This is a genomic window from Streptomyces sp. NPDC039465, from assembly GCF_055639315.1.
The window spans coordinates 452,867-479,617 of the sequence record NZ_JBVKAP010000005.1 but is presented as its reverse complement, the minus strand read 5'-3'; the positions used below and the strand labels follow the sequence as shown (position 1 = coordinate 479,617).

23 protein-coding genes are annotated in these 26,751 nt (G+C 73.0%); 14 read left to right on the top strand and 9 right to left on the bottom strand.

All coding sequences use genetic code 11. From position 1 onward, the window contains the following. Genes ACZ7LT_RS20165 through ACZ7LT_RS20140 form a run of 6 tightly spaced genes read left to right on the top strand, consistent with a single transcriptional unit; the run spans nucleotide 1 to nucleotide 6,668 of the window. Nucleotides 1–1,353, top strand: coding sequence for an O-antigen ligase family protein (locus tag ACZ7LT_RS20165; protein ID WP_471237391.1), 1,353 nt, complete (start codon nucleotides 1–3; stop codon nucleotides 1,351–1,353). Next, nucleotides 1,346–3,049 carry a lipid II flippase MurJ gene (locus ACZ7LT_RS20160; RefSeq protein WP_471237390.1) on the top strand — a complete coding sequence of 568 codons (1,704 nt, stop codon included), beginning with the start codon at nucleotides 1,346–1,348 and terminating at the stop codon, nucleotides 3,047–3,049. The genes ACZ7LT_RS20165 and ACZ7LT_RS20160 overlap by 8 nt, the downstream gene beginning before the upstream one ends. Then, nucleotides 3,018–3,737 (top strand): polysaccharide deacetylase family protein, encoded by a 720-nt coding sequence (locus ACZ7LT_RS20155; protein ID WP_471237475.1) that lies wholly within the window; start codon nucleotides 3,018–3,020, stop codon nucleotides 3,735–3,737. Before ACZ7LT_RS20160 ends, ACZ7LT_RS20155 begins: the two co-directional genes overlap by 32 nt. Then, complete coding sequence (locus ACZ7LT_RS20150; protein ID WP_471237389.1) at nucleotides 3,734–4,885, top strand: glycosyltransferase; 1,152 nt, start codon at nucleotides 3,734–3,736, stop codon at nucleotides 4,883–4,885. The genes ACZ7LT_RS20155 and ACZ7LT_RS20150 overlap by 4 nt, the downstream gene beginning before the upstream one ends. Further along, the gene (locus ACZ7LT_RS20145) at nucleotides 4,882–5,535 is read left to right on the top strand and encodes a YveK family protein (protein ID WP_471237388.1); all 654 of its coding nucleotides are present in this window, start codon (nucleotides 4,882–4,884) and stop codon (nucleotides 5,533–5,535) included. The genes ACZ7LT_RS20150 and ACZ7LT_RS20145 overlap by 4 nt, the downstream gene beginning before the upstream one ends. Beyond that, nucleotides 5,532–6,668, top strand: coding sequence for a GNAT family N-acetyltransferase (locus ACZ7LT_RS20140; protein ID WP_471237387.1), 1,137 nt, complete (start codon nucleotides 5,532–5,534; stop codon nucleotides 6,666–6,668). The genes ACZ7LT_RS20145 and ACZ7LT_RS20140 overlap by 4 nt, the downstream gene beginning before the upstream one ends. 31 nt (nucleotides 6,669–6,699) lie before the next feature. Here the strand turns inward: ACZ7LT_RS20140 and ACZ7LT_RS20135 are convergent, their stop codons facing one another. The 4 genes from ACZ7LT_RS20135 to ACZ7LT_RS20120 all read right to left on the bottom strand — a co-directional run bounded on the left by ACZ7LT_RS20135 (nucleotide 6,700) and on the right by ACZ7LT_RS20120 (nucleotide 11,244). After that, a complete protein-coding gene (locus ACZ7LT_RS20135) occupies nucleotides 6,700–7,926 on the bottom strand; it encodes a glycoside hydrolase family 26 protein (RefSeq protein WP_471237386.1) in 1,227 nt (408 codons plus the stop codon). 218 nt (nucleotides 7,927–8,144) lie between these two features. Continuing rightward, entirely contained in the window at nucleotides 8,145–8,381 is a 237-nt protein-coding gene (locus ACZ7LT_RS20130; RefSeq protein WP_471237385.1) for a chaplin, read from the bottom strand. A 232-nt stretch (nucleotides 8,382–8,613) separates the two neighbouring features. Then, nucleotides 8,614–10,653: a thioredoxin domain-containing protein gene (locus ACZ7LT_RS20125; protein ID WP_471237384.1), complete on the bottom strand. Its 2,040-nt coding sequence runs from the start codon at nucleotides 10,651–10,653 to the stop codon at nucleotides 8,614–8,616. 189 nt (nucleotides 10,654–10,842) lie between these two features. Continuing rightward, nucleotides 10,843–11,244: a rodlin gene (locus ACZ7LT_RS20120; RefSeq protein WP_471237383.1), complete on the bottom strand. Its 402-nt coding sequence runs from the start codon at nucleotides 11,242–11,244 to the stop codon at nucleotides 10,843–10,845. A gap of 284 nt (nucleotides 11,245–11,528) precedes the next feature. Here ACZ7LT_RS20120 and ACZ7LT_RS20115 point away from each other — a divergent pair, with 284 nt between their 5' ends. Further along, on the top strand, nucleotides 11,529–14,762 hold the full coding sequence (locus ACZ7LT_RS20115) for a tetratricopeptide repeat protein (RefSeq protein ID WP_471237382.1): 3,234 nt from the start codon (nucleotides 11,529–11,531) through the stop codon (nucleotides 14,760–14,762). 107 nt (nucleotides 14,763–14,869) lie between these two features. Here ACZ7LT_RS20115 and ACZ7LT_RS20110 read toward each other — a convergent pair whose 3' ends face one another. Both ACZ7LT_RS20110 and mca read right to left on the bottom strand, forming a co-directional pair. Further along, nucleotides 14,870–15,115: a hypothetical protein gene (locus ACZ7LT_RS20110; protein WP_471237381.1), complete on the bottom strand. Its 246-nt coding sequence runs from the start codon at nucleotides 15,113–15,115 to the stop codon at nucleotides 14,870–14,872. Further along, nucleotides 15,108–15,989 (bottom strand): mycothiol conjugate amidase Mca, encoded by an 882-nt coding sequence (gene mca / locus ACZ7LT_RS20105; RefSeq protein WP_471237380.1) that lies wholly within the window; start codon nucleotides 15,987–15,989, stop codon nucleotides 15,108–15,110. The genes ACZ7LT_RS20110 and mca overlap by 8 nt, the downstream gene beginning before the upstream one ends. A gap of 98 nt (nucleotides 15,990–16,087) precedes the next feature. On the opposite strand from mca, the gene ACZ7LT_RS20100 reads away from it, so the two are divergent. The 4 genes from ACZ7LT_RS20100 (at nucleotide 16,088) to ACZ7LT_RS20085 (ending at nucleotide 21,976) form a co-directional block, all read left to right on the top strand. After that, entirely contained in the window at nucleotides 16,088–16,489 is a 402-nt protein-coding gene (locus tag ACZ7LT_RS20100; RefSeq protein ID WP_471237379.1) for a DUF4307 domain-containing protein, read from the top strand. Nucleotides 16,490–16,666: 177 nt separating this feature from the next. Continuing rightward, on the top strand, nucleotides 16,667–17,164 hold the full coding sequence (gene greA / locus ACZ7LT_RS20095) for a transcription elongation factor GreA (RefSeq protein ID WP_471237378.1): 498 nt from the start codon (nucleotides 16,667–16,669) through the stop codon (nucleotides 17,162–17,164). A gap of 114 nt (nucleotides 17,165–17,278) precedes the next feature. Beyond that, the gene (locus ACZ7LT_RS20090; RefSeq protein WP_471237377.1) at nucleotides 17,279–19,663 is read left to right on the top strand and encodes a protein kinase domain-containing protein; all 2,385 of its coding nucleotides are present in this window, start codon (nucleotides 17,279–17,281) and stop codon (nucleotides 19,661–19,663) included. A gap of 21 nt (nucleotides 19,664–19,684) precedes the next feature. Beyond that, on the top strand, nucleotides 19,685–21,976 hold the full coding sequence (locus tag ACZ7LT_RS20085) for a protein kinase domain-containing protein (RefSeq protein WP_471237376.1): 2,292 nt from the start codon (nucleotides 19,685–19,687) through the stop codon (nucleotides 21,974–21,976). Between the two features lie 14 nt (nucleotides 21,977–21,990). Here ACZ7LT_RS20085 and ACZ7LT_RS20080 read toward each other — a convergent pair whose 3' ends face one another. The 3 genes from ACZ7LT_RS20080 to ilvA all read right to left on the bottom strand — a co-directional run bounded on the left by ACZ7LT_RS20080 (nucleotide 21,991) and on the right by ilvA (nucleotide 25,281). Then, entirely contained in the window at nucleotides 21,991–22,836 is an 846-nt protein-coding gene (locus ACZ7LT_RS20080; RefSeq protein WP_471237375.1) for an ABC transporter permease, read from the bottom strand. Continuing rightward, nucleotides 22,833–23,870: an ATP-binding cassette domain-containing protein gene (locus ACZ7LT_RS20075; RefSeq protein WP_471237374.1), complete on the bottom strand. Its 1,038-nt coding sequence runs from the start codon at nucleotides 23,868–23,870 to the stop codon at nucleotides 22,833–22,835. Before ACZ7LT_RS20075 ends, ACZ7LT_RS20080 begins: the two co-directional genes overlap by 4 nt. Before the next feature lie 181 nt (nucleotides 23,871–24,051). Then, nucleotides 24,052–25,281 carry a threonine ammonia-lyase gene (gene ilvA, locus ACZ7LT_RS20070; RefSeq protein WP_471237373.1) on the bottom strand — a complete coding sequence of 410 codons (1,230 nt, stop codon included), beginning with the start codon at nucleotides 25,279–25,281 and terminating at the stop codon, nucleotides 24,052–24,054. Between the two features lie 146 nt (nucleotides 25,282–25,427). Here ilvA and ACZ7LT_RS20065 point away from each other — a divergent pair, with 146 nt between their 5' ends. The 3 genes from ACZ7LT_RS20065 (at nucleotide 25,428) to ACZ7LT_RS20055 (ending at nucleotide 26,723) form a co-directional block, all read left to right on the top strand. Beyond that, complete coding sequence (locus ACZ7LT_RS20065; RefSeq protein WP_471237372.1) at nucleotides 25,428–25,940, top strand: MarR family winged helix-turn-helix transcriptional regulator; 513 nt, start codon at nucleotides 25,428–25,430, stop codon at nucleotides 25,938–25,940. 79 nt (nucleotides 25,941–26,019) lie between these two features. Then, nucleotides 26,020–26,475 (top strand): sigma factor-like helix-turn-helix DNA-binding protein, encoded by a 456-nt coding sequence (locus ACZ7LT_RS20060; RefSeq protein ID WP_471237371.1) that lies wholly within the window; start codon nucleotides 26,020–26,022, stop codon nucleotides 26,473–26,475. Continuing rightward, nucleotides 26,472–26,723, top strand: coding sequence for a hypothetical protein (locus ACZ7LT_RS20055; protein WP_471237370.1), 252 nt, complete (start codon nucleotides 26,472–26,474; stop codon nucleotides 26,721–26,723). The genes ACZ7LT_RS20060 and ACZ7LT_RS20055 overlap by 4 nt, the downstream gene beginning before the upstream one ends. Nucleotides 26,724–26,751 lie beyond the last annotated feature (28 nt).

Genomic DNA, 26,751 nt, shown 5'->3' with positions numbered 1-26,751 from the left:
ATGGCGGGGGGAGCGCTCGCGGCCCTGCCGCCCCGTCAGGTGCGGTGGGGCCGGGCGCGGGCGGCCTGGCCGCTGGTGCCCGTACTGGCGGTGATCGCCCTGCTGACCGTCCCGGCCGGGGGCGGGGCGCCGGGAGGTTCGGCCGGTACGGGCACGGTGGCCGACGCGGCCTCGGGGCTGCTCGTCCTCGTCGCCCTGGTGCGGCTGGGGCGGGAGGGGGCGCGGCCGCTGACCCGGACGGCCGCGGTGGTGCTCGGGCTGCCGGTGCTGGGCATCTGCCTGGCCGCGATCACCTCGTACGATCCGGCCGCCAGCCTGCCCGGGGTGGCCCGCTACATCCAGGTCTTCGTCCTCGTCCCGGCCGCGGTGGTGCTCACCGTCCGCTCCCGGCGGGACTTCGCCGTGGTGGCGTGGGGTCTGGTGGCGCTCGCGCTGGTCCAGGGGGCGGTCGGGGTGACGCAGTATCTGACCGGTACCGGCGCCTCGTACATGGGTGAGGACATCCGGGCGGTGGGCACCTTCGGGCCGACCGATGTGATGGGCATGGCGACGGTCGTCGCCTTCGGTCTCGTGGCCGCCGTGGGGATCGGGCTCGGTACGGGCAGCGCGCGGGAGCGCACGGCGGCGCTGGTGTGCGCGGGGCTGCTGACCGTACCGCTGGTGCTGTCGTTCAGCCGGGGCGCCTGGATCGCCACGGTCCTGGCGTGCGCGGCGCAGCTGGTCCTCGGCGGGGTGCGGCGGGCGGGCCGGGTCGCGCTGGCCGTCGGGGCGCTCGCGGTGGTCCTGGTCGGCGGGCTGGGGATCGGCTCGCAGCTGGTGAAGGAGCGGGCGGCCAGCATCACGCAGGTGACCGACGCGCCCGACCAGTCGGTGACCGACCGGTACACGATGTGGGCGGCGGCGGCCCGGATGTGGCGGGACGAGCCCGTCACCGGTGTGGGCCTCAAGGGCTTCGCGCACCACCGCGACAGCAACGCCTCGCTCGCCCTGTCCTCCGGCAGTGACACGGCGGGCGCAGGCCAGGCCTTCCAGCGCCAGGAGCTCCTGTCGCCGCACAACATGTATCTGCTGGTCCTCAGCGAGCAGGGCCTGCTGGGGCTGGTCGCGCTCGCGGGCAGCTGGGCGGCGCTGCTCGTGCTGGCGGTGCGGCGCCTGCCGGGCGCCCGCCGCGCCGGGCGGGGCGCGGACTGCGCGCTGGTCGCGGTGGGGCTCCTGCTGTGGCAGGTGGTCGACTTCGTGTACGCGGACATCGGCGGGCCCTCGACGGTGCTGACGGCGGTGGTGTTCGGCCTGGCGGCGTCGTGGGCGCTGGCGCCGTCCGCGTACGGCTGGGGGACGGCCCGTCATGGCTGACACGCGACCGGCCGCCCCGCCCCGCCGCGCCGGCCGGTCCTGGGCGCCGTCCCAGGGGTTCCTGGCGAAGGCGGCGCTGATCACGGCGGTGCTGACGGCGGTCGGCTCGCTGCTGGGGCTCGTGCGGGACCAGATCCTGGCGCACTTCTTCGGGGCGGGCCCGGACACGGACGCGTTCCTGGTCGCCTGGACGGTGCCGGAGTTCGCGTCGACGCTGCTGATCGAGGACGCGATGGCGCTGATCCTCGTGCCCGCGTTCAGCCGGGCGCTCGCCCAGCGGCATGCGGGCGGGGCCGCCGATCCGGTCCGGGCGCTGGTGCGGTCGACGCTGCCGCGGCTCGCGCTCGGCACGGGCGCGGTGGCCGCCCTGTTCGCGGCGGGCGCGCCGTGGGTCGTACGGGCGCTGGCGCCCGGTCTCGCCGAGCCGGGCCTCGCCGTGGACTGCACCCGGCTGACCGCGACCTGTGTGTTCACCTTCGCCCTGGCCGGGTACTGCAGCGCGGCGCTGCGGGCACACGGCCGGTTCCTGGAGCCGGCGGCGATCTACACCGCGTACAACACCGGGATCATCGCGACGGTGGTGCTGCTGTGCCGTGCGTGGGGGGTGCGGGCCGCGGCGGCGGGGGTGGCGATCGGCGGAGCGCTGATGGTGCTGATCCAGGCGCCGTCGCTGGTACGGAAGCTGACGCGGCGCCATGTGGGCGGCACGGTGACGGGCGGGGAGGGGCACCGGGTGGTGCTCGCGCTGGTCGCCCCCGTCATCGCGTTCGCCGCCGGGCGCCAGTCGCAGGTCCTCGTGGAGCGGTTCCTCGCCGCGCCGCTGCCCTCCGGGGCGATCTCGCATCTGAACTACGCGCAGAAGGTCGCGCAGATGCCGATGATCCTCTCGCTCATACTCTGCACGGTCAGTTTCCCGGTCGTCGCGCGGGCGCTGGCCGCCGGCGACACCGAGCTGGCCCGTCGCCGGGTCGAGCGGGATCTGTTGCTGGCGGCCGTGGTGGTGCTCGCGGGCGCGGCGGCGGTGATCGCGGGCGCCCCGGCCATCGTCGACGTGCTGTTCCAGCGCGGTGCGTTCGACCGCTCCGACACCGCGGCGACCGCGGCCGTGATGCGGGTCTACGCCCTGGGGCTGCTCGGGCAGACCCTGGTCGGAGCGCTCGTGCGCTGCTACTTCTCCGCCGCGCGGCCGCTGTGGTACCCGGCGGCCGTGATGCTGACGGGGCTGGTGGCGACCGCGCTGGCCGGTGCCCTGTGGGTGGGGCCGTGGGGTGTGCGCGGCATCGCCGCCGCGAACGCGCTCGGCATCACGCTGACCGCCGCGCTGCTCCTGGCCGGGATCCGCGGGCAGAGCATCCCGCTGCGCACCGGCGCGGTCTGCGCCGGTCTCGCCCGGCTCGGCCTGGCGGCGGCCGGTGCATGTCTGGTCGCCCACCGCTGCTCGGCCGCCGTGGACCGGCCGCTGCTCGCCGCGGTCACCGCCTGCGCGGTGGTCACCGTCACCTTCCCTCTCCTCGCCTGGGCCGTCCGGGCGCCGGAGGTCCCGTCCCTGATCCGCTCCGCTGCACGGAGGCTCGCTCATGTCCGCTGTCACGGCTCCCGACCGCTCCCGGACCGGGACGCGACGGACCCGTCGTCTGCTGCCGAGACCACCCCTGTGGGTGGCGATGTACCACGCCGTCGCCGACCCGACGGATGATCCGTACCGGGTGGCCGTCTCCCCGGTGACCTTGGCCCGGCAGCTGCACTGGCTCAGCGACCGGGGACTGCGCGGCGTCGGGGTGGGTGAACTGCTCGACGCCACGGCCCAGGGGCGGGCGGCCGGGCTGGTCGGGCTGACCTTCGACGACGGGTACGCCGACTTCCTGGACTGCGCCGTGCCACTGCTGCGCCGCCACGGCTTCACGGCCACGGTGTTCGTGCTGCCCGGCCGGGCGGGCGGGGCCAACGACTGGGACGAGCGGGGGCCGCGCAGGCGCCTGCTCGACGAGGACGGCATCCGCAAGGCGGCCGCGGCCGGGATGGAGGTGGCCTCGCACGGGCTGCTGCATGTGTCGCTGGCCGGAGCCGACGACCGGGTCCTCACCGAGGAGACCGGCCGCAGCCGCGAGCTGCTCCACGAGATCACCGGCCGCGCCCCGGACGGCTTCTGCTACCCGTACGGAGACGTCGACGCCCGGGCCATGAACGCCGTACGCGACGCGGGCTACCGCTACGCCTGCGCCGTCAACCCCAAGGGGCTGAGCGGGGTGTTCGCCCTCCCCCGGGTCCACATCGGCGAGCAGGACAACGCCTGGCGGCTCACCGCCAAACGCGCCCTGCACGCGCTGCGGCGCCGCCACCCAGCCGATCTGCCCCTGCCCCGCCCCGAGCGGGTGGCCCGATGAGGACGCTGCACATCATCACCGGCCTCGGCATCGGCGGGGCCGAGCAGCAGCTGCGGCTGCTGCTGCGCCATCTGCCGACCAGCAGCAGCGTCGTGACGCTGACGAACCCGGGACCGGTCGCGCGGGGCATCGAGGCCGACGGCATCCCGGTGACCCATCTGGGCATGGCCGGCAACCGCGACCTCGGCGCGCTGCCGCGGCTCACCCGTCTCGTCCGTCAGGGCCGCTACGACCTCGTGCACACCCACCTCTACCGGGCCTGCCTCTACGGCCGGATCGCCGCCCGTCTCGCCGGAGTGCGCCCGGTCATCGCCACCGAGCACTCCCTCGGCGACGCCCAGATCGAGGGCCGCCCGCTGACCTCCGGGGCCCGGGCGCTCTATCTGGCCGGGGAGCGGCTCGGCACGTCCACGGTCGCCGTCTCGCCGTCGGTGGCCCGGCGTCTTGAGAAGTGGGGCGTACGGCGTTCCCGTATCCATGTCGTGCCCAACGGCATCGAGGTGGCGCGGTTCGCCTTCGACCCGGCGGCGCGGCGGGCGGCCCGGGAGCGGCTCGGGCTCGCGCCGGACGCGTTCGTCGTCGGCGGGGTGGGCCGGCTCGCCGTGGGCAAGCGTTTCGACCGGCTCGTACGGGCCATGGCGACGCTGCCCGAGGCGCGGCTGCTCCTGGTCGGCGAGGGCGACCAGAGCGAGGAGCTGCTGCGGACCGCCGGGGAGTGCGGGGCGGCCGACCGGGTGCTGCTGCCGGGCCGCTGCGAGGATCCGCCGCCCGCCGGGGCCGCCCCGGACGCCCTGACCCTTCCGTCGCTGCTCGCCGCGATGGACGTGTTCGTCTCGACCTCCCCGGACGAGGCGTTCGGTCTGGCGGTCGTGGAGGCGCTCGCCGCCGGACTGCCGGTGCTGTACGTCGCCTGCCCCGCCGTCGACGACCTGCCGCCGGGTTCGGTGCCGGGCGCCCGGCGGATCGGCCCGTCGGTGCCCGAACTGGTCGCCGCCCTGCGGGAGGTCCGCCCCGCGGGCGGCGCCCGTCTCCCCCAGCCCGCGGCCGTGCGCCGCTACGACATCGCGGCCGGCGCGCGGCGGCTGATGTCGCTCTACGAGAACGCCGTCCACGGCACGCCCCTGCCCCACGAGGTGAGTTGTTCATGAACGTTGTCCTGTCCCGGGCTTCGGCCCCGTGGCGCAAGCCCGGCCGCCGGTGGGTGGTGCCCGGCGCCGTCCTGCTCGGTGCGGCGGCGGGCGCCGGGTACGGGCTGGTGCAGACGCCGCAGTACGCGGCGACCAGCTACGTGATCGTCGTGCCCGCCGACAAGTCCGACCCGGCGGCGGCGGTCGGCTTCGCCACCGCCTACGGCCGGGTCGCCCTCGACCTCGCCGTCATCGGCGACGCGCCGGTGTGGGCGGGGGTCCCGGCCCGTACGCTCCGCGAGAGCGTGCAGACGGTGACGTCCCCGGACGCTCCGATGATCGCGGTCACGGCCCGGTCCCCGCAGCCGTCGAAGGCGGTCGCGATGGCCGACGGTGTGGCGCGGGCGCTGGTCGTCAACAGCACCCACACCCAGGGCGGTACGGGCGTGAAGGTGCTGCCGTTCTCCCGTGCCACCACGCCGACCGCTCCCGTCTCGCCGTCCACCCCGCTCGCCGCGCTGGTCGGCGGCAGCGCGGGCGGGCTCCTCGGCTGTCTCGCCCTGCTCGTGCGGCCGCGCCGTACGGGCTCCGGGGAGCGGTACGCGGCCGTGCCGGGGCCGGCCGGAGCGCAGAGCCAGGCCGCCCAGGCGCCGCAGCCGGAGACGGTGTGAGAGCCGCCGCGGCCGTGGCGGACGCCCCGTCCGTGCCGCTGTCGGTGTCCGTGGTCCGCGACGGGGACGCGTTCGCTGCGCTGGCCGAGGAGTGGACCGCTCTGCACGCGCGATGCGCGACGGCCACCCCGTTCCAGAGCCACGCCTGGCTGTACTCCTGGTGGATGTCGTACGGCGTCCCGGGCGCCCTGCGGGTGGTGCTGGTGCGCCGCGGCGGGAGCCTCGTGGCGGCGGCCCCGCTGATGCGGGCGCCGGGCGTGCTGCCCCGGCTCACCCCGCTCGGCGGCGCGATCAGCGACTTCAGCGACGTGCTGCTCGACGACGGCTGCCCGCAGGCGGCGGCCGCGCTCGCCGGGGCGCTGGGGGATGCGGCCCGGACGGCCCTGATCGAGCTGCGGGAGGTACGGCCGGGGGCGTCGGTGGAGCGGGTCTGCGCGCACTGGCGGGGGCCCAAGTGGTGGCTCGCGGACTCCCGTTGTATGGAGCTGCCCGGTCTTCCCCTGGACGAGCTGCTGGCGCGGCTGCCCAGCTCGACGGCGCAGCGGCTGCGCGCCAAGCTCCGCAAGGTCGACGCGGCGGGTCTGGAGGCCCGGGCGGTGACGGCGTCCGAGGTGGAGGCCGCGCTGAGGCGGCTCCTGACGCTGCACCGGGCGCAGTGGGAGGGGCGTGGGGTCAACGTCGAGCACACCCGGGCGCGCTTCGCCGAGCATCTGACCCGGGCCGTTCGGTCGATGGTGGCGGCCGGTGAGGCGCGGGTGACGGAGTTCCGGCTGGACGGGGACGTGGTGGCGGTGGATCTCTCCCTGCTGTCCCCACGGCTGTCGGGCGGCTATCTCTACGGCGCCGATCCGGTGCTGAGGGCGCGGAAGGTGGACGTGTCCGCGCTGCTGCTGCGCAACGGCGTGCGGGAGACCAGCGCGAGCGGCCGCGCCACGCTGAGCATGCTGCGGGGTACGGAAACGTACAAGAACCACTGGCGGCCCGAGACGGTCGTCAATCGGCGACTGCTGCTCTCCCGCCGCCGGCTGGGGCCCGTCCTGCTGCTGCGCGCGGCGGGGGCGGGGGTCCGGCAGTGGGCGGCGGACCGGCTGCGGGACCGGGCCTGGGTGCGGCGGCTGCGCGGCGGCGGATGACCTCCGCCGCCGCGGGTGGGTGCGCGCCGGTTCAGCGTCGGCGCTCCCACCAGTCGAAGTCGAATCGGATGCAGAGCTTGCCGCCGATCCACTGCTCGACCCAGGAACCGAGCTCGATCGGCATGCACTTCACCGAAGGGTCGGGCACCGGTGTGGGAGTCGGCGTCGGAGTGTCCTCCGGGGACGGCGTCGGCGTGGGGGTGTCCTCCGGGGACGGCGTCGGGGTGGGGACCGGGATCGTCGGCGCGGGCTGCGGCTCACGGTCGAAGAGCAGCGTCCGGAACACCTTCGACGACCGGGGGTTGTCGTCGCACTGCCAGATGCCGTGCGGGCAGTAGTCGGTGATCGTGTGGTACAGCGGCGGATGCTTTTCCATCCAGTTCAGCATGCGCCGCATGTATTCGGGGTTGTCGCCGTTGCGGAACAGGCCCCATTCCGGATAGGAGATCGGCTTTCCGTGCTCCTTCGCGAAATCCACGTGTTTCTGCAGCCCATACGGCTCGGTCACATGCTGGTCGAAGGTCGTGCCGGGCGGCTGGTCGTACGAGTCCATTCCGATGACGTCGACGACATCGTCGCCGGGGTAGCACTCGGTCCAGGGGATGGCGTCCCGGCCCCGGCTGGGCGCGAAGTCGAAACGGAATTTCTGGCCCGGGACGGCGCGCATGGTGGTGACGATGCGCTTCCAGTACGCCTTCCAGGCCGCCGGGTCGGGTCCGCACCGGTGGGTGTAGGTGATGCCGTTCATCTCCCAGCCGAGGACGAGGACGGTGTCCGCGGCGTTCAGGTCGACCAGGCGTTCGGCGAGTTTACGGAAGTGGTGGTCGTAGACGCCCCGCGCGCCGAGCTGGAGGTGGCGGCGGACTTCGGCGTCGGAGACCCCGGCCTCGTTGCGCTCCAGCATCGGGACGTTCAGCACGAACAGCCGGTCGCGCTGTTCGCCGCGCCACTCGGCCCAGCGCTCCAGGAAATTGGGGGACCCTTCGATGTTGGACCACAGGTCGCCGGGGAGGTAGGTGTGGCCGACGCGCAGTTCGGTTCCGCCGAGCCAGCGCTCCAGCTGCGCGAGGCGGGTGACGCCCTGGGGGCCGTAGTGGAGGTAGGCACCGAGCGCGGTGGCCACGGGTGGGTCGGGATCCCGGCTCGTGGGGGATTCGGTGGCGTGGCTCGGAGAGGACACGACAGAACCCGAGACAAGGAGACCGGCGGTGAACACCCCCAGCCAGGCGCTGGTTGTCTTTCGAGGGCGGTATCCCATGGGTGCTCTCCTTCACAAGCCGCCACAGTCTGTTGATCTGATCCTCCGAAAGTATTCCTAATAAGCCGATCGAGAATGCGGTCTCGCCTGACAGTTGGTCCATCAGGGGATTCCATCGCCCGGTTGGCGGGGTGTCAGAGCATGACAAAGGCCGGTCCCGGATCACTGGTGTGATCCGGGACCGGCCCTAGGGCTACGCCCCGGTGCGGGGCGCCGCGTCAGTAGGAGTTGACGCAGACGTTCCCGAAGGTGGGGTTGAGCACCCCGACGAGGTTGATGCTGTTGCCGCAGAAGTTGATCGGGATGTGGAGGGGTGCCTGGATGACGTTGCCCGACCCGATTCCCGGCGAATTGAACGCCACACCCTTGGCGTCCGCGTCGGCGACAGCAGGAGCGGCGCCACCCAGGGCCATGGCGAGTCCGGCGACGGCGACAGCGGCCTTCTTGCACAGCATTTCGGCTGGTTCCTTTCCGCGGCGGAGGAAATCACGACTTTCGCGATTCCCGGTGCCTGAGGCCCGTAATCTCCGCTGCACACATCACAACGACCATGCCAGGCAAAGGAAACCGCGCGACGCCCGCCCGCGCCGATCACTCATTTGACCCAGTGAATTCCTACGAACGGCGCGGCATTCGGCGGCACGCCGCACGCCTATTCGACATTCGGCGTCCGGCATCCGGCACGGCTCAGGTCGACCGGGTGTCCGACAGGGTCCGGTCCAGCACCGCGGGATCCGTCGTCGGCGCGTCGCAGGTGAAGTGGCGGCAGACGTACGCGGCCGGGGCGCCGTCGACCAGCGGACGGTCCTTCAGCAACGGGAACTCCTCGCTGTCCGGCGTGCCGAAGGCGACCACCGCGCCGGGGGCCGTACCGAGCAGAGCCGTACGCCACAGCCCGCGCGCCCGCTCGTCGTCGCCCTCCCCCACCACCGCGACCTCCCGCGGCCCGTCGAGCAGCGCCTCGGCCACCGCCAGCCCCCAGCCGATGAACCGGGGCGCGCGAGGCCCGAGCGCCTTGACGACGGCCAGCGCCCCCTCGGCCGCACCGCGGTGCGCCTCTGAGCCGGTGTGCGCCGCGTACGAGAGGAGCGCGCCGGCCGCGGCGGTCCAGCCGGAGGGGGCGGCGGTGTCGGTGGGGTCCTGGGGGCGGCGGATCAGCGGCTCGGCGTCATGGGCGGTGTCGTACAGCGCCCCGCCCTCGGCGACGAACTGGTCGAGGACGATGTCCAGCAGGAAGCCCGCGAACTCCAGCCAGACGCCCTCCCCGGTGGCCCCGGCGAGGGCGAGGAAGCCCTCGGCGACATCGGCGTAGTCCTCCAGGACGCCCGCGTGGGTGCCGGTCCTGCCGTCCTTGGAAGTGCGGGCGAGTCGGGCGCCGGTGTCCATGTGGAGACGTACGAGCAGGTCGGCGGCCTCGGTCGCGCGCTCGATCAGGTCCGGCCGGTCGAAGTAGGCGCCGGCCTCGGCGAGGGCGGCGACGGCCAGGCCGTTCCAGGCTGCGACGATCTTGTCGTCACGGCCCGGGCGTTCGCGCCGCTCACGGGCGAGGAAGAGACGGGACTTGATGAAGGCGATCCGGTCGGCGTCCATGACCCCTACGTCCTGCGGGAGTTGCAGCACGGAGGCGCCCTCCTCGAAGGTGCCCTTGTCGGTGACACCGAAGTAGTGGGCGGCGTAGCGGGCATCCTCGTCGCCGAGGACGTCGGCGAGCTGAGCCGGGGTCCAGACGTAGTACGCGCCCTCGACGTGCCTGCCCGTCCCGTCGTCGCTGTCGGCGTCGAGGGCCGAGGCGAAACCGCCCTCGGGCGTGCGCAGTTCGCGGACCATGAAGTCGGCGGTCTCCAGGGCGATCCGGCGGGCGAGATCGCTGCCGGTGGCGCGCCACAGGTGGGCGTAGACCCGGCAGAGCAGGGCGTTGTCGTACAGCATCTTCTCGAAGTGCGGCACCACCCACTCCCGGTCGACGGAGTAGCGGGCGAAGCCGCCGCCGAGCTGGTCGTAGATGCCGCCGCGGGCCATGGCCTCGCAGGTGTCGGCGGCCATCTGCAGGGCGCCCTCGGAGCCGGTACGGGCGTGGTGGCGCAGCAGGAACTCGAGGGCCATGGACGGCGGAAACTTGGGTGCGCCGCCGAAGCCGCCGTGCCGGCCGTCGTACTCCCTGGTCAGACCGAGCAGCGCCTGCGCGAGCTCCTCCTCGTCGGGGACGCCCGCGCCGCCGTACGCCAGGGAACGGCCCGCGAGATCGCGGACGATCTTCGTGGCGACCTCGGCGACCTCCTCGCGCCGGTCCGTCCACGCGCTGCGGACGCCTTCGAGCACCTGCCGGAAGGACGGCATGCCGTGGCGCGGCTCCGGCGGGAAGTACGTACCGAAGTAGAACGGCTCCCCATCGGGTGTCATGAACACCGACATGGGCCAGCCGCCCTGCCCGGTCGCCGCCTGCACGGCCTCCATGTAGACGGCATCGACATCGGGCCGCTCCTCGCGGTCCACCTTCACGGGCACGAAGTGCTCGTTCAGGAAGGCGGCCGTCTCGGCGTCCTCGAAGCTTTCGTGCGCCATCACGTGGCACCAGTGGCAGGCGCTGTATCCCACGCTCAGATAGACGGGCACATTGCGCCGACGGGCCTCGTCGAAGGCGGCGCGCTCCCAGGGCCACCAGTCGACGGGGTTGTCCGCGTGCTGCAGGAGGTACGGGGAGGTGGCGTGTGCGAGTCGGTTGGGCATGTTCCAATCCTGGCGCACCGGGCTGGGCCGTGCCCATCCGCCACGGGGAGTGGGGGAGCGGATACACGAAGCGGCCCCGTCCCCCGCATGAGCTGCGAAGAACGGAGCCGCTTCACGGCTGTTCCGTCCGGTCCGGCTGGAGGCCGGGACCGGAAGGCCCGAGGGCCGGGCCGACAGCAGGCGTCGGCGTCACTTGCCGGCGTTGCCGTTGCCCGAGAGGACCTCGCCCAGGATGTGCGACAGGGCGTTGTCGCCGTTCTGCTGCACAGAGTTCTGGGTGCAGGTCTGGTTCAGCTGCGGGTTGCCCAGGAGGTCCTGGACCGCAACCGCGGCGCCGATGGCGGCGACCGGGACCTGCGTCTGGATCTTCTGGATGTCGAAGCAGTGCAGGACACCACCGTTGATCAGGCCGAAGTTCGGGCTGAAGTGGCCGTCGGTGGAGTTGCTGCCGATCGACTGCTTGGAGAGGTTGCCGGCAACCACCGCGCTGTTGCCGTCGTCACCGGCCGCCATCGCCTGGGTCGCCGTCGTCGCGGAGATACCGACGACGGAGGCCGCAACTGCCGCCGTGGCAAGAACCTTCTTGATCACGAGTCTTCCTTCTTGAGCTGGAGGGCCCTCTGGATTGCTTCATTGCCGAAGCACGCTGCTCAACCGTCGCGGCGGGGATTGGTTCTGGGGCTTCACTCGGATGCCGCATTCGGCAGATCAACGCCAGGACGTGCGAAGAATCGTTGTCCCGCCGACATGGAGCAGGATGAGCCGAGGCGATGGCGCGAGCGGCGGACCCTCGCGCCGGACGGTGAACCGCAGGACACTTGATCCGGCGTGACGCCGTCATGGCGTCGCGGCGGGGACTCGCGGAGGGGGACCACATGCGGGACAGCCATCGCGTGGAGGCCGAGCGGCTGTTGGTGCGCGCCGTGGAGGAGGAGGTGCGGCGCTCCGGGGGCCGCTCCGACTCGGCGGTGCTGCTGGCGCGCGGCCGGGCCGCGCTGGACAGCCTGGCGGACGGGGCGAGTGAGGAGTACGCGGCGTATCTGCGCGCCCTGGAGGAGGCGGAGGCCGGGCAGCTGACGCTCGCCGAGCGGCTGCGCAAGGAATCCGTGGGAACCCCCGCGCTGGTGACGGCCGTTGCCGCGGCCGCGGCAGTCGGCGCGGATGTCGCGCTCGGTACGGCCGCGGGGGTGGCCCTGGGCGCCGGTGCGGTCGTCGCGGTCGCGGGGGCGGCGGCGACCGTGGTGAAGGTGACCGCCTCGCACTGGCCGGCCGCACACCGCAGGGCCGGGGCGATGGGCCGGCCCGGCGGGCCGGAGCAGCTGCGGCTCCAGTGGCTGACGGCCCTGGAGGTGCGGGGCATCCGGCCGTTCCTCGACCAGCAGCGGATGCTGCTCGCCACGAAGCGGGCCGCGCCGAAGGGGCCGGCGCTGCGCGGCGCCGACAAGAGCGCGGAGGCGCGGCGCCGTACGGTACTCGCCCAGTCGTTCGGGCATCTGCCGGATCCGGGCGGCCCGTTCGCGGGGCGGCGCCAGGAGCTGGCGCAGATCGCGCAGTGGGTGCACGCGGCGCGCGCGTCGAGCGAGACCCGGCCGACGGTGGTGGTCCTGTACGGCGAGCCGGGCTCGGGCCGCACCACGCTGGCCGTACGGGCCGCGCATCAGCTGCGCGACCAGTTCCGCGGCGCCTGCGTCGTCGACCTGCGCGGGGCCGGCCCCGGTGAGCAGCCGCTGCCGACCCGGGACGCGCTGCTGCATCTGCTGAACCGGCTGGGCGCCCCGCGTGAGCAGCTGCTGTTCCGGGAGCGGTCCTCGGCCGAGCAGCAGGTGCGCAGGCTGGGCGAGTTGTACCACCAGCAGCTGGCCGGGCTGCCGGTGGCGGTGGTGCTGGACGACGCGCGTGACGCCGGGCAGGTGCGCACCCTCATCCCCGAGCGTTCCGAGAGCCTGGTGCTGGTGACCGCGCGGGAGCCGCTGGACCTCGGGGTGGACGTCGCGGCGTGGGTGCACCAGCTGCCGGTGGCGGCGCTGGACACGGCGGGGACGGAGGAGCTGCTGCGGGCGGTGGCCGACGAGCCGGACGAGGGGCCGTACGACGCCGTGGCGGCCGAGCGGATCCGGGAGCTGTGCGGCGGTCTGCCGCTGGCGCTGCGGGTGGCCGGGTCGGCGCAGGGCGGCCGTTCGCTCGGGCGGCTCGCGTCTTTGCTGGACCGGCCCGGCGGGCCGCTGGAGCGCGCGCTGTCCTTCCGGTACGCCACCGACCTCGGCGAGGACGGGCGGCGGCTGCTGCGCCGGCTCTCGCTGGCCGGGCGGGCGTCGCTCGGCGCGGCGGCCGCGGCGGCCCTCCTCGGGCTCTCCGACGAGCAGGAGGCCCAGCGGCCGCTGCGGGAGCTGTGCCGGGCGGGGCTCCTCGACCATGTGCGCGGGGGTCCGGCCACGCCGCGGGGCGGAGGGGGAGAGCGGTACCGGCTGCACGACTCCGTACGGGCCTTCGCGGCGGCCCGGCTCACCGCGGAGGAGGAGACGGCGGAGATCACGGCCGCGCAGGAGCGGCTGATCCGGAACTATGCGGAGCTCGCGGACTCGGTGATCCGGATGGTCGACGGGAAGATGTCGACCCGGGCCGGGCAGTTCGGCGGGCACGGCTTCCCCTCGCTGGACGCGGCGCTGCGCTGGCTGGACGACGAGTCGAGCTTCATCACGTCGGCGCTGCGGCACGCCGAGGGCGTGGACCAGCAGACGGTGCTCGGTCTGCTCGGCGCGCTGTGCGACTACTGCCTGCTGCGCGGGGACCTGTACCGGCTGGGTGAGATCAACGAGCTGACCGAGGCGGTGGACCAGGGGCTGCTGGTGCGCTCGGTGCAGTGGCGTACGGGTATCGCGGCGCGCCAGCTCGGCGAGCTCGACAAGGCCCGTACGACGCTGACCTCGGTGGTCTCGCTGTACCAGGAGGCGCACCAGGACGCGGGGGCGGCGCTGGCGCTCTGCTCGCTCGGCATCACGCTGCACCACCAGGGCCGGCTGGCCGAGGCCTCGGCGAAGCTGCGGGAGGCGCTGGAGCTCCAGGCGCCGGCCGATCTCGCCGCCGACCGGGCCTGGACGCTGCACGCGCTCGGCGGGGTGGAGCGGGACCGGGCCCATCTCGCGGAGGCGCTGACGCTGCTGGGGACCGCGCTGGAGCTGCACCGGGAGGCGGAGTCGCTGCACGGCGAGGCGTGGACCCACTTCCACCTGGGGCAGGTCTTCCTGCGCATGGGCGAGGTGGAGCGGGCCGAGGCGGAGCTGAACCAGGCGCTCGACCAGTACGACCGCACCCACGACGCGCGCGGCGAGGCCTGGGCGCTCACCCAGCTGGCCCGGGCCCGCCTGGTGGACGGCGAGCCGGGCGCTGCGGTCGAGGGGCTGCGGGAGGCGCTGGCGCGCCACCGCGAGCAGGAGGACGCGCGCGGCGAGGCGTGGACGCTGTACTACCTGGGGCAGGCGCTGGAGGAGGACGGCGACCGGGACCAGGCGGTACGGGAGCTGGAGCGGGCGCGGAGCATGTTCTCGCGGATGCGGGACGTGTACGGACTGGCCTGCGCCCGGCACCACTCGGGCCGGGTCACCCGCGACCAGCGCGCCGCCCAGACCGGCAACCTGCGCAACTCCGGCTTCGCCCGTCAGCTCCTGGTCGACGCCCGGGCCGACTTCCACCGCGTCGGGGTGGCCCACGGGGAGGCGTGGAGCTGCCTGGAACTGGCGATCGTCGACGCGGGCAACAACCGCGCCCCGCAGGCGCTGGAGCTGTGCGACACGGCCGAGGCGCTGTTCCGTTCGTACGACGACCGCCGGGGCGCGGACTGGGCCGGCTTCCTGCGCTGCACGCTGCTGCCGTACGCCTCGCCGGGCGGGGTGGAGGTCGGCACGGTGGTCGCCGAGGAGGAGCTGTCCCGGCTGACCGCGGACCGCCACCCGAGCCGCGACGCCGCGCTGGAGGACTGCGCGGAGGCGTACCGGCTGATCCTGGAGCGCGGGGTGCAGCTGGAGGCGGGCTGGCAGGCCTGGCGCCTGGGCATGGTGCCGAACCGCCACGCGCGCGAGGTGATGGGGGTGCCGGTGCCGGAGCCCAAGTGAGGGCGGGGCGCGGCCGTCCACGCGGGACGCGGAGCGGGCGCGGCCCGCGTGCGGGCACGCCAACGGCGCCATGGCACCCGAGGGGTGTCATGGCGCCGTGGTGTCCGCTACGGCCGGGGGGCCGCCTCGCCCGGCTTCGTGGTGGGTGCGGCGGGGGCCGAGGGATCCGGGGCCTCCTCGAAGGTGACCCGGCCCATGTGGCGGTTCATCGACTTCATCAGCAGCCAGACGCCCGCGGCCATCACGGCGAAGACGACGAAACCGAGGAGCCCGGGGGTCACCTTGTTCTCGTCGATCTCCTTGGCGAGAGGGACGAGCTGGGTCAGTGCCAGGTGTGCGCTCATGCTAGGCATTGTCCCGGATGCCCGCGAAGAGGTCGTCCTCGGGGAGGGAGGTGTCCACCAGGGACTTGGCGAGCTCGTACTCCTCGGTGGGCCAGACCTCCTTCTGGATCTCCATCGGGACGCGGAACCAGCCACCGTCCGGGTCGATCTGGGTGCGGTGCGCGATCAGGGCCTTGTCGCGGGTCTCGAAGAAGTCGGCGCAGGGCACGTGCGTGGTCAGCGTCCGCTCGGTGCGCTCGAACTCCTTCCAGCGCTCCAGCCACTCGCCGTACGGGGACTCCAGGCCGCGCTGGAGCAGCGCGTCGTGCAGGGCCTGGGTGCGCGGCCGGTTGAAGCCCTGGTTGTAGTAGACCTTCAGCGGCTGCCAGACCGGGCCGAACTCCGGCTCCGGGTACTTCTCCGCGTCCGTCGCGCCCTCGAACGCCACCATCGTGATCTTGTGGGTCATGATGTGGTCGGGGTGCGGGTAGCCGCCGTTCTCGTCGTAGGTCGTGATGACCTGCGGGCGGAAGGCGCGGATCTTGCGGACCAGTTCACCGGCCGCCTTGTCGATGTCCTCCAGCGCGAAGCAGCCTTCGGGCAGCGGCGGCAGCGGGTCGCCCTCGGGCAGGCCGGAGTCGACGAAGCCCAGCCACTCCTGCTTGATCCCGAGGATCTCGCGGGCCTCGTCCATCTCCTTGCGGCGCACCTCGTGGATGTTCTCCTCGATGTACTTGTCGCCCTGGAGCTTGGGGTTGAGGATGGAGCCGCGCTCGCCTCCCGTGCAGGTCACGACCAGCACGTCCACCCCCTCGGACACATACTTGGCCATCGTGGCCGCGCCCTTCGACGATTCGTCGTCGGGGTGGGCGTGCACGGCCATCAGGCGCAGCTGCTCAGTCAAGACTCGATCCTCAGTGATTCGTCGCATCGGGCAACTCTTATAGTGACGGAATCGGGGGCGGGAAAATTCCTGCTGTCCGTACGTCGAGAGGAACGATCATGAGCGCGGTGCGCGAGGGCCTGCCCGAGGCCCGTTACGGCCGCTCGGCGGACGAGCGCGCCGACCGCAAGCTCAAGATCACCGGTTCCGTGCTCGGGGTGCTGTTCCTCGCGATGATCGGCTGGTTCGGCTACGACTACATCGCCGGTCAGGCCGTCAGCGCCGAGGTGATCAAGTGGGACGTGGCGAGCGACCGCGAGGTCAAGGTCCATCTGGAAGTCCGTAAGGACAAGGACGCCAAGGGCTCCTGCACCCTGCGCTCCCGCGCGGAGAACGGCGCCGAGGTCGGCCGCAAGGATGTCCGTTTCGACCAGCCCGTCGAGCGGATCGACCAGATCGTGACGGTACGGACGACCGCCGAGGCCACCAGTGCCGAGCTGGTGGGTTGTACCGCCGAGTAGCGATCATCCGGCCGGCGGCGCGTCGACCCCGCTGACCTGGCTTGACGTAATTCTGATGGCTTTCGTCCTCCCCCTTTCCGCCGGGAATTGTTAGGCTCGTGGTTTCGCCCACTCAGGAAGGAACATCCTTCTGGGTAGGGCGATGCTTTGTATTCCCAGTACCTACGAGGAGCACCTGTGACCCAGACCAGCGACAACGTCACCTGGCTCACCCAGGAGGCGTACAACCAGCTCAAGGCCGAGCTGGAGTACCTGTCTGGTCCCGCGCGAACCGAGATCGCCGCCAAGATCGCGGCGGCGCGCGAGGAGGGCGACCTGCGCGAGAACGGCGGGTACCACGCGGCCAAGGAGGAGCAGGGCAAGCAGGAGCTCCGCGTCCGCCAGCTGACGCAGCTCCTGGAGCACGCCAAGGTGGGCGAGTCTCCCGCCGACGACGGTGTCGTCGAGCCCGGCATGGTCGTCACGATCGCCTTCGACGGCGACGAGGACGACACGATGACGTTCCTCCTCGCCTCTCGCGAGTACGCGAGCGGCGACATCGAGACCTACTCCCCGCAGTCGCCCCTCGGCGTCGGCGTGCACGGTAAGAAGGTCGGCGAGGACGCGCAGTACGAGCTGCCGAACGGCAAGACCGCCACGGTGAAGATCCTCGACGCGAAGCCGTACGGCGGCTGAGCCTCCGCATCCCCTGGCATCAGCCCGGAAGGGCCGGACCGCATCTGCGGTCCGGCCCTTCTGCATGTACATGGAATGATGCGCTCGGGAGATCAATCGTGGACGGGGGAACACGTGTTGGGACCGCTGCGCGAGGGTGCGCCCCGGTGGATCGGACCGTACGAGGTGCTGGCGCGGCTCGGCGCCGGCGGCATGGGCGAGGTGTTCCTCGGGCGCGATCCGGCCGGTTCCTTCGTCGCCGTGAAGACCGTACGGCGGGACCTGGCGGGGGACGCCGCCTTCCGGGACCGCTTCCGGCGCGAGATCAAGGTCGCGCGGCTGGTCCGCAGCGGGTACGCGGCCGCTCCGGTGGGCGGTGACGCGGACGCCGAGGTGCCGTGGCTGGCGACGGCGTACATCGCCGGGCCCAGCGTCTCCCAGGTCGTGCGGCGCGGCGGCCCGCTGCCGGTGGAGACGGTACGGGCGCTGGGCGCCGGGCTCGCCCGGGCGCTGGCCGACCTGCACACGGCCGGGGTCCTGCACCGGGACCTGAAGCCGGGCAACGTCATGCTGGACGCGGCCGGGCCGCGCCTGATCGACTTCGGTATCGCCCGCAGCAACGGCGCCACGACGATGACGGCGACCGGGCTGATGGTCGGCACGCCCGCCTTCATGTCGCCCGAGCATGTGGCGGGGGCGCGCTCGGTGACGGGCGCGTCGGACGTCTTCTGCCTCGGCTCGGTCCTCTGTTACGCGGCCACGGGCCTCGACCCGTTCGGGGACGGGCCGGTGGCGGCCGTGCTGTACCGGGTCTCCCAGGCGGAGGCGGACCTCGCGGCCGTCCCGGAGGAGCTGCGGCCGGTCCTGGAGAGCTGTCTGGCCCTGGACCCGACGTCGCGGCCGAGCCCGGAGCGGCTGGTGGAGCTGCTGGGCGGGGAGCGGGCAGCGGCGCCCTGGCCGCAGGGCGTCCTGGGCCACATCGCGGAGTACGAGCGGGAGCTGGCGCAGGTCGCGGCCGCCGGGGTGCCGCTGCTGGCGGCCCCGGCCGCGCCCGGCCCGCAGGACCTGCTGCACCAGCTCCCGACGATGGCCCCGCCGCTCCCCCCGCCCCCGTCCGCCCCGGCGCCGGGACCCCGGAAGCGGCGGCGGGGGCTGGTGGCGGCCCTGGTCGCGCTCGCGGTGGTGGGCGGCGCGGGGCTCGGGTACTACGTGCTGAATGTGGACGACGGGACGGGGACGAGGACACCGCCCGCGAAGAAGCCTCCGGTGGCGGCGGGGCCGGTGATCCCGGGCGTGGACGACCGGGGCCTCGCGGACGCGTCCGGGGTCGTGCCGCAGAACGCCGCGCAGCGGCCGGGCGGCTGGAAGCCGTGGCGGGCGAAGCTGTCCAAGCCCGCGTTCGGCTGCTCGGCGGGGACGACGGTGCTGGTGTGCCGGACGACGGACGGGCGGTACGAGGCGCTGGACACGGCGAGCGGGAAGCTGCTGTGGTCGGCGGACCTGGTCGAGGACGAGCGGGACGACCGCAGCTTCGTAGGACCGACCGGTGGCATCTTCATCGCCGGCGACACGGCGCGCCCGGTCGTCCACGCCTCCGTGGCCGTCCTCGCCTCCGGCGACAGGCTTCAGGTACGTGACGCCCGCACCGGCAAGGTCCGCTGGGAGAAGGAGGCCTGGGGCTCGCAGGGCATCGGCAGCCGGCCGCTGGTCGCGGACGGCATCGTCTTCGCCGCGACGAAGGCGTCGCCTGAGCCGGACACGGCGCGGGTCGGGATGACGGCGTTCTCCCTGGCCGACGGGAAGGAGCTGTGGACGGAGGTCCTGACGAGCGCCGAGATCCCGCGTTCGGAGATCCGGGAGTTCGAGCCCGTGGCCTACGCCAAGGGCTCGGTGTACGCCCTGAGCGACGGTGGCCTGATCGCCTACGACGCCAGGACCGGGGCGGTACGCGGCCAGGTCGACAAGGAGGCCAAGTTCTGTGAGCTGCTGAAGGTCGTCGGCACGCTCGCCTACTGCGCCGACATCGTGCACTCCGCGGGCGCGGAGGAAAGGCTGCGCGTCCTGGACGCGGCCACGCTCGGCTCCAAGGGGAGCCTGCCCGCGCCGGTCGAGAAGCTACGGCCGGATGTCATCGGCCCGACAGCGGCGGTCGGCTTCGCCGACGGCCTGAGAATCCACGATCCGCGCGACGGCAAACAGCTGGGGCGGTACGCGGTGAAGGCCGCTCCCGCGGGCCTGGAGCAGGCGTTGTCGACGCCCCTCATCGCCGGTGACCAGGTGGTGTACGCGGACTTCTCCTCGCTGTTCACCGTACGGCTCGCCAAGGACGGCAAACCCGCCGGCCTGGTCGTCACACCGGTGCCGGGCGCTCCCGGGCCACGTGCCGAGAAGGGGTTCGACCCGATGGACGGTCAGTCCTTCGACGACATGATCCGTGGCACCGAGGTCCTGCCGATCGGCGGGATCGCGCACCTCGTGTACGACCAAGGCGTCGTCGTCTCCATGGAACTGCCCAAGTAACGCACCGAGAGGACCCGTTCCGTGCTGGAAGCACTGCCCGCCGGGCAGCCCCCGCGTCTCGTCGGCCCGTACCGGCTGCTCGCCCGGCTCGGGGCGGGCGGCATGGGCGAGGTGCATCTGGCGTGCCGGGCGGACGCGCCGACGGACGATCCGTACCGGATGGTGGCGGTGAAGACCGTCCGCGAGGACCTGGAGGTCGACGGCGACTTCCGCACCCGCTTCCGGCGGGAGATCACGGCGGCGCGGGCGGTGCGCAGCCCGTACGCGGCGCTGCTCGTGGACGGGGACGCGGACGCGGCCGCGCCGTGGCTGGCGACCGAGTACGTGCCCGGTCCCTCGCTCGCCGAGGCGGTGACGAGGACCGGTCCGCTGCCTGTCGAGGCGGTACGGGCGCTGGGCGCCGCGCTCGCCCGTGCGCTGGAGGCCGTGCACGCGGCGAAGGTGCTGCACCGGGACCTCAAGCCGGCGAATGTACTGCTGGGCGCGGGCGGGCCGAAGCTGATCGACTTCGGTATCGCGCAGGCCTTCGAGGCGACCGCGCTGACCTCGACCGGGCTGGTGATCGGCTCGCCCGGTTTCATGTCGCCGGAGCATCTGGTCGGCAGCCGGGCGGTGGTTCCGGTGTCGGACGTGTTCTGCCTGGGCGCGGTGCTGGCGTTCGCGGCGAGTGGGCGCGGTCCTTTCCACGACGACGAGATGGCGTCGGTGATCTTCCGGATCAGCCGCGCGGATGCCGAACTGTCGGGTGTGCCACACGAGTTGCGGCCGGTTGTGGAGCGCTGTCTACGCCTGGATCCGGCCGAGCGGCCGACGGCGGCGGAGCTGGCGGGGCTGCTGGCCCCTGAGATCCCGGTGGCGTTCCCGTGGCCGGGCGGGGTGCTGTCGCTGCTCTCGGAGTACGGGGACTCGGCGCGCCGGATCGGGGCGGCGGCCGCGTCCGGGGCGGGCGTGGCGGACCTGCCGACGGTCGCGCCGCGGGCGCCGTACTCCCCCACGGCGATGACCTCCCGGCCTCACGTCACGGCGGAGGCGCCGCGCACGCGGCGTCGGCCGTGGGCGGTGGTGGCGGCCGGTGCCGTGGCGGTCGCGGCGCTGGCGGGCGCGGGTGTGGTGATGCTCGACGACGGAGAAGGAGCAGGAGGCTCGGCAGGCCCGACGCCGGGGGCCTCCGGCGGCGCGTCCCCCATCGCCGGGGACAAGCCCGCCACCCTGAACCGGCTCATCCCTCCGTACGGCGGCGAGGGCCACACCGCCGACTACGGCAAGGACGGCGAGGCGCGTACCGCTCGGCCCGCCGGCTGGTCGCCCTGGATGACGAAGGTCGACGAGGGCGTCGGCCCCTGCACGCTCTCGCCCACCGTGCTGGTGTGCTCGGGCCCGGGCGGCGCGGTCGTGGCCCTGGGCGCGGCCGACGGCAAGCGGCTGTGGGCGAAGCCCGGCCGGGGCGAGGCACCGCGGCCGTCCGCGCAGTATCCGGCGGTCGTCGGCGACCAGGTCTTCGTCACGGGCCCGGACGGCGTCACCGCGTACGGACTCGCCGACGGCAAGGAGCGGGGCCGGATGCCCAAGCCGGACGGGCCGTGGGCGTTGAAGGGCACCGACGCGCTGGGCGGTGTCCTCTACACGACGTACGTGAACACGAGCGACGAGAAGTCGGGCCTGGTCACGGCGGTGCAGCTGACCGGCGGCGGCAAGGAGTCGTGGAAGTCGCCGCTCGACGCCATCCCGGAGTCGCCGGTCGCCGCGGGCGGGCGGGTGTACGTGCCGGGGAACGGCACGCCGATCGCGCTGGACGCCCGGACCGGCAAGGAGACGGCGCGCGGGGCGAGTGTGAACGGCTGCTATGCGGTGGTCGTGCACAAGGAGTCCGTGCTGTGCCAGGCCGGGGAGAGCGGCGGGGTCGCCGTGCTCGACGCGAAGACCTTGAAGCCGAAGCACACGCTCGGCGCGGGTCTTCAGCTGACGGCCGGCCCCGCCGTCAACGCCCAGGGGATCGTGGCGCTGAGCGACGGCCGCGCCTTTCGCACGTACGAGCTGGAGAGCGGCCGGGAGCGGTGGAGCCGGCCGTCCAACGGCATGGACGAGGAGGTGTACTTCGCGGGTGACCAGGTGCTGTTCACCAGTGGCTCCAGGGTCACGTCGCTGCCGCTGGACAACCCGCCGAGCGAGTCGGAGCGTTACGACACCATCGACATGAAGATCAACGACAGCGCCATCGCCGCCGAGGACGGCGCCGTCGGCGTTCTGGCCGCCGGAGGGGCGCTGTTCCTCACCCTCTTCGACGGCCAGATCGTCTCCGGTTACGCCCCCTGAGATCCGCGGCCGGCTCAGGCCGTCGCCGAGCGGTACTTCCGTACCGCCAGCGTCCGGAACACCAGGATGATCAGCACCGACCAGATGATCGACGCCCACACCGGATACTGCATCGGCCAGGCGTCCGACGGCGAGACGCCCGGGTTGCCGAAGAGTTCACGGCAGGCCTGGACCGTCGCGCTGAAGGGGTTCCATTCGGCGATGTGCCGCAGCCAGGGCGTCATCTGGCTGGAGTCCACGAACGCGTTCGAGATGAACGTGACCGGGAAGAGCCAGATCAGGCCGCCGGACGTGGCCGCCTCCGGGGTGCGGACCGAGAGGCCGATCAGGGCGCCGATCCAGGAGAAGGCGTAGCCGAGCAGGAGCAGCAGGGCGAAGGCGGCCAGCGCCTTGGGGATGCCGTTGTGGACGCGCCAGCCGACCAGGAGGGCCACGATCGCGAGGACGACGACGGTGAGCGCGGTCTGGACGAGGTCGGCGAGGGTGCGGCCGGTGAGGACCGCGCCGCGGGCCATCGGCAGGGCCCGGAAGCGGTCGATGAGGCCCTTGTGCATGTCGTCGGCGATGCCCGCGCCCGCGCCCGCCGTGGCGAAGGTGACGGTCTGGGCGAAGATGCCGGCCATCAGGAATTCGCGGTAGACGGCCGGGGAGGTCGTGCCGCCGATGTTCATGGAGCCGCCGAAGACGTAGCTGAACAGCACCACGAACATGATCGGCTGGATCAGTCCGAAGATGACCATCTCCGGGATCCGGCTCATGCGGATCAGGTTGCGCTTGGCCACCACGAGCGAGTCGGTGATCGACTGGGAGATGCCGCCGCGCGGCCTGGGGGCCGTGACGGCGTCGGTCACTGCGGTCACTTGGCCGCCTCCTTCCGGCTCTTCCCGCGGTCGCGGTCCTTGGCGTCCGTCGGCGCTTCGCCGTTCTCGTCCTCGGCCCGTTCGGCGGCGTGGCCGGTGAGGGAGATGAAGACGTCGTCGAGGGTGGGGCGGCGCAGGCCGATGTCGTCGATCTCGACGCCGACGGTGTCCAGGTCGCGGATGACCTCGGCGAGGAGCTTGGCGCCGCCGGTGACCGGCACGGTCAGTTTGCGGGTGTGCTCCTCGACGGAGACCTCGCCGTGGCCGATGCCGGAGAGTCCGTAGCGGCCCAGGACGTCACGGGCGGGGGCGATCATCTCGTGGTCGTGGACGACGACTTCGACCCGCTCGCCGCCGGTCTGCGCCTTGAGCTGGTCGGAGGTGCCGCGGGCGATGACCTTGCCGTGGTCGACGACGCAGATGTCGTGGGCGAGGTGGTCGGCCTCCTCCAGGTACTGGGTGGTGAGCAGCAGGGTCGTGCCGCCCGCGACCAGTTCCTGGATGATGCCCCACAGTGCCTGGCGGTTGCGGGGGTCGAGGCCGGTGGTCGGCTCGTCCATGAACATCACGGGCGGCGACACGACGAGGGCGGCGGCCAGGTCGAGGCGGCGGCGCATGCCGCCGGAGTACGTCTTGGCGGTGCGGTCGGCGGCATCGGCGAGGTTGAAACGTTCCAGCAGTTCGTCCGCCCGCTTCTTCGCCGCCTTGGCGTTCATCTGGTAGAGCCTGCCGACCATCTGGAGGTTCTCACGGCCGGTCAGATACTCGTCGACGGCGGCGAACTGGCCCGACAGACCTATGGACCGGCGCACTTCGTTGGGGTGCTTGAGCACATCCATCCCGGCGACCATGGCCTTGCCGCTGTCGGGCTGGAGCAGGGTGGTGAGGACGCGTACGGTCGTGGTCTTCCCGGCGCCGTTGGGGCCGAGCAGGCCGAGGACGGTGCCTTCGGGAACGTCGAGGTCGACGCCGTCCAGGGCCCTTACGTCACCGAAGGTCTTGACCAGACCTTCGGCGTGGATCGCGCCTGGCATGTGGGTTCTCCCAGGGTGGCAGGTGCAGAGCTCAGATGATCTTCGGTTTTCGATCTTTCGTTTCTTTTGGGCGTTTTCTCGCCAAAGCTTAGGGACGCGAGCAGGCGACCGCCCGCCGTATGGGTGATCTGAGCCAGACCGTAACGCGATACATCGCGACCCACAAGGGCCGTGTCGCGACTCATGCCATGACCGTGTACCCGGCCTCCCGCAGCGCCGCCGCGACCTCCCCGCAGTGCTCGGGGCCCTTCGTCTCCAGATGGAGCTCCACCTCGACCTCGGTCAGCCCCAGCCGCGGATCGGTCCGCACATGCCCCACGTCCAGGACGTTGGCGTCGACCACCGACAGCACCCCCAGCAGGTTCGCCAGCGCGCCCGGCCGGTCCGTCAGCCGCAGCCGCAGCGACAGGTAGCGCCCCGCCGCCGCCATACCGTGGCGCAGGATGCGCTGCATCAGCAGCGGGTCCACATTGCCGCCGGAGAGCACCGCGACGACCGGCCCGCGGAACGCCTCCGGCGCGGCGAGCAACGCCGCCACCGGGCTCGCCCCGGCCGGCTCGACCACCAGCTTCGCCCGCTCCAGGCAGAGCAGCAGCGCCGACGACAGGGCGTCCTCGGAGACCGTACGGATCTCGTCGACGAACTCCTCGACCAGCGGGAACGTCACGTCCCCGGGGCGGCCCACCTTGATGCCGTCCGCCATCGTCTGCGGCGACTCCAGCGCCATCGGACGGCCCGCCTTCAGCGAGGGCGGATAGGCCGCCGCGCCCGCCGCCTGCACCCCGACCACCCGGACATCGGGCCGGAGCGACTTCACCGCGACCCCGATCCCGGCCGCCAGACCGCCGCCGCCGACCCCGACGACGATCGTGCGCACCTCCGGGCACTGCTCCAGGATCTCCAGACCGACCGTGCCCTGCCCGGCGATGATGTCGGGGTGGTCGAAGGGGTGGATGAAGACCGCGCCGGTGTTGTGCGCGTACTCCTCCGCGGCGGCGAGGGTCTCGTCGACCACATGACCGTGCAGCCGGACCTCGGCGCCGTAGTCACGGGTCGCCGCGACCTTCGGCAGCGGGGCGCCGACGGGCATGAAGACCGTGGAACGGACCCCGAGGAGCGAGGAGGCGAGCGCGACGCCCTGGGCGTGGTTCCCGGCCGACGCGGCGACGACCCCGGCCGCCCGCTCCTCGGGCCGCAGCCCCGCGATCCGTACGTACGCGCCGCGCAGCTTGAACGATCCGGTCCGCTGGAGGTTCTCGCACTTGAGGTGGACCGGGGCTCCCACCAGGCGGGACAGGTAGCGGCTGCCTTCCATCGGCGTGAGGCGCGAGACGCCCGAGAGCATCTTCTGGGCCCCCCGTACGTCATCGAGGATCAGGGGGTGCAAGGGGCCAGTCCTACGGAAGGTCATGACATCAAGTCTCGCAGCTCACCGGGTACGGGGCCGCCCGGCCACCGGGCGCTCACACGGGTTTGTGCAGCGCCGGTACGGACCCGCCCCGGTCCGCGTACTCTGTCCCCCACCAACCGACCACCGCACGAGAGAGCCCCCTTGCCATGCCCACATCTCAGGACATGACGACTGAGCTTGACCCCGGTCTCCTCGATGCCCTCCAGCACCAGGTGGCCGTCTTCGCCCGCCGCGCGGAGCAGACGCGTCTGGGCGGCACGGGCCAGCTCCGCAACTCCATGGACCGGGCCGCCTATCTGCTCCTGAACCGGCTGGACCAGGAGGGCCCGATGGGCGTCAAGGCGCTCGCGGCCGGAATGGGGATCGACTCCTCGACCGTGACCCGGCAGGTCGCGCCGCTCGTCGACACCGGACTGGTCAAGCGCACCTCCCACCCCGAGGACGGCCGCGCGGTCGTCCTCCAGCTGTCCCCGCGCGGGCTGTCCCGCCTGGAGGAGGTCCGCTCCTCCCGCCGCCAGCTGATGGCCCAGGTCACGGACGGCTGGACGGCGCAGGAGCGGGAGTCCTTCTGCACCCTGCTGACGCGCTTCAACTCCGCGCTCTCCGCCCGCCAGTCGGGCCTGCCGCCCGCGGAGCCGCAGACTCCGCAGGCCGGCTGAGACCGGGGCCCGCACCAGGGCCGAACCGGGCCGTACCGACCTCTTGACCGGGTGCCCGCCGCTGGCCCCAAATGAGGACGTGCGAGAGCGGCAGGCATCCGAGGAGCGCCTCCGCGCCCGGGAGTTCGAAGCCTTCGTCGCGGGCGTGGCCGGCCGGCTGCTGCATGCCGCGACCCTGCTGACCGCCGAGGAGCCGCACCGCAACCCCCGCGCGCGGGGCCTGCTGACGGCCGCCCTCGCGCACACCTACGCCGGGTGGGACCGGCTGCGCGGCGAGGATCCGTACGACAGGGCCCGCCAGGAGCTCGCGACCCGTTTCGCCCGCACCGCCTGGCGCCACCACCGGGGCCGGGGCGGCGGGGTGCTGTCCCGGCTCTCCCCGCAGGAGCGGCTGATCCTCGTGCTGCGGCTGTACGAAGGGGTGGCCGAGGAGCAGACGGCGGCGCTCCTCGGGCTGCCGGCGGAGAGGGTACGGGCGATCTGCGCGCGGGCCGTCAGCGCGATGCGCACGGCCGGGCCGAGGGTGGCGCTGTGAGCGGGGGCAACCGGCGCGAGGAGGAGGTCCGGCGGATGCTGGACGGCCCGCATCCGCAGGTGCCGGCCGATCTGGCCGAGCGGGCCGCCGAGCGCGGTTCGGTGCTGCTGCGCCGCCACCGGCTGGTGCGGCGCACGGGCTGGCTGCTGCTGTCCGCGGCGGTGGTCGCGTTCGTGGTGTGGGCGTCGGTCGCGGAGCCGTGGGCGGTGCCGCCGCTGGAGACGTCGCCGCCGCTCGAAGGCTGGTGAGGACGGGCCTAGCCTGGAAGGAGCGGCA

Bases quoted from the DNA above. Each gene is read 5' to 3' on its own strand.
- ACZ7LT_RS20125 (WP_471237384.1), bottom strand. From the start codon at position 10,653: ATGCCCAACCGACTCGCACACGCCACCTCCCCGTACCTCCTGCAGCAC.
- ACZ7LT_RS20135 (WP_471237386.1), bottom strand. From the start codon at position 7,926: ATGGGATACCGCCCTCGAAAGACAACCAGCGCCTGGCTGGGGGTGTTC.
- ACZ7LT_RS20110 (WP_471237381.1), bottom strand. From the start codon at position 15,115: ATGCCTAGCATGAGCGCACACCTGGCACTGACCCAGCTCGTCCCTCTC.
- ACZ7LT_RS20145 (WP_471237388.1), top strand. From the start codon at position 4,882: ATGAACGTTGTCCTGTCCCGGGCTTCGGCCCCGTGGCGCAAGCCCGGC.
- ACZ7LT_RS20115 (WP_471237382.1), top strand. From the start codon at position 11,529: ATGCGGGACAGCCATCGCGTGGAGGCCGAGCGGCTGTTGGTGCGCGCC.
- ACZ7LT_RS20165 (WP_471237391.1), top strand. From the start codon at position 1: ATGGCGGGGGGAGCGCTCGCGGCCCTGCCGCCCCGTCAGGTGCGGTGG.
- ACZ7LT_RS20150 (WP_471237389.1), top strand. From the start codon at position 3,734: ATGAGGACGCTGCACATCATCACCGGCCTCGGCATCGGCGGGGCCGAG.
- ACZ7LT_RS20075 (WP_471237374.1), bottom strand. From the start codon at position 23,870: ATGCCAGGCGCGATCCACGCCGAAGGTCTGGTCAAGACCTTCGGTGAC.
- ilvA (WP_471237373.1), bottom strand. From the start codon at position 25,281: ATGACCTTCCGTAGGACTGGCCCCTTGCACCCCCTGATCCTCGATGAC.
- ACZ7LT_RS20155 (WP_471237475.1), top strand. From the start codon at position 3,018: ATGTACCACGCCGTCGCCGACCCGACGGATGATCCGTACCGGGTGGCC.
- ACZ7LT_RS20130 (WP_471237385.1), bottom strand. From the start codon at position 8,381: ATGCTGTGCAAGAAGGCCGCTGTCGCCGTCGCCGGACTCGCCATGGCC.
- ACZ7LT_RS20100 (WP_471237379.1), top strand. From the start codon at position 16,088: ATGAGCGCGGTGCGCGAGGGCCTGCCCGAGGCCCGTTACGGCCGCTCG.
- ACZ7LT_RS20065 (WP_471237372.1), top strand. From the start codon at position 25,428: ATGCCCACATCTCAGGACATGACGACTGAGCTTGACCCCGGTCTCCTC.
- ACZ7LT_RS20160 (WP_471237390.1), top strand. From the start codon at position 1,346: ATGGCTGACACGCGACCGGCCGCCCCGCCCCGCCGCGCCGGCCGGTCC.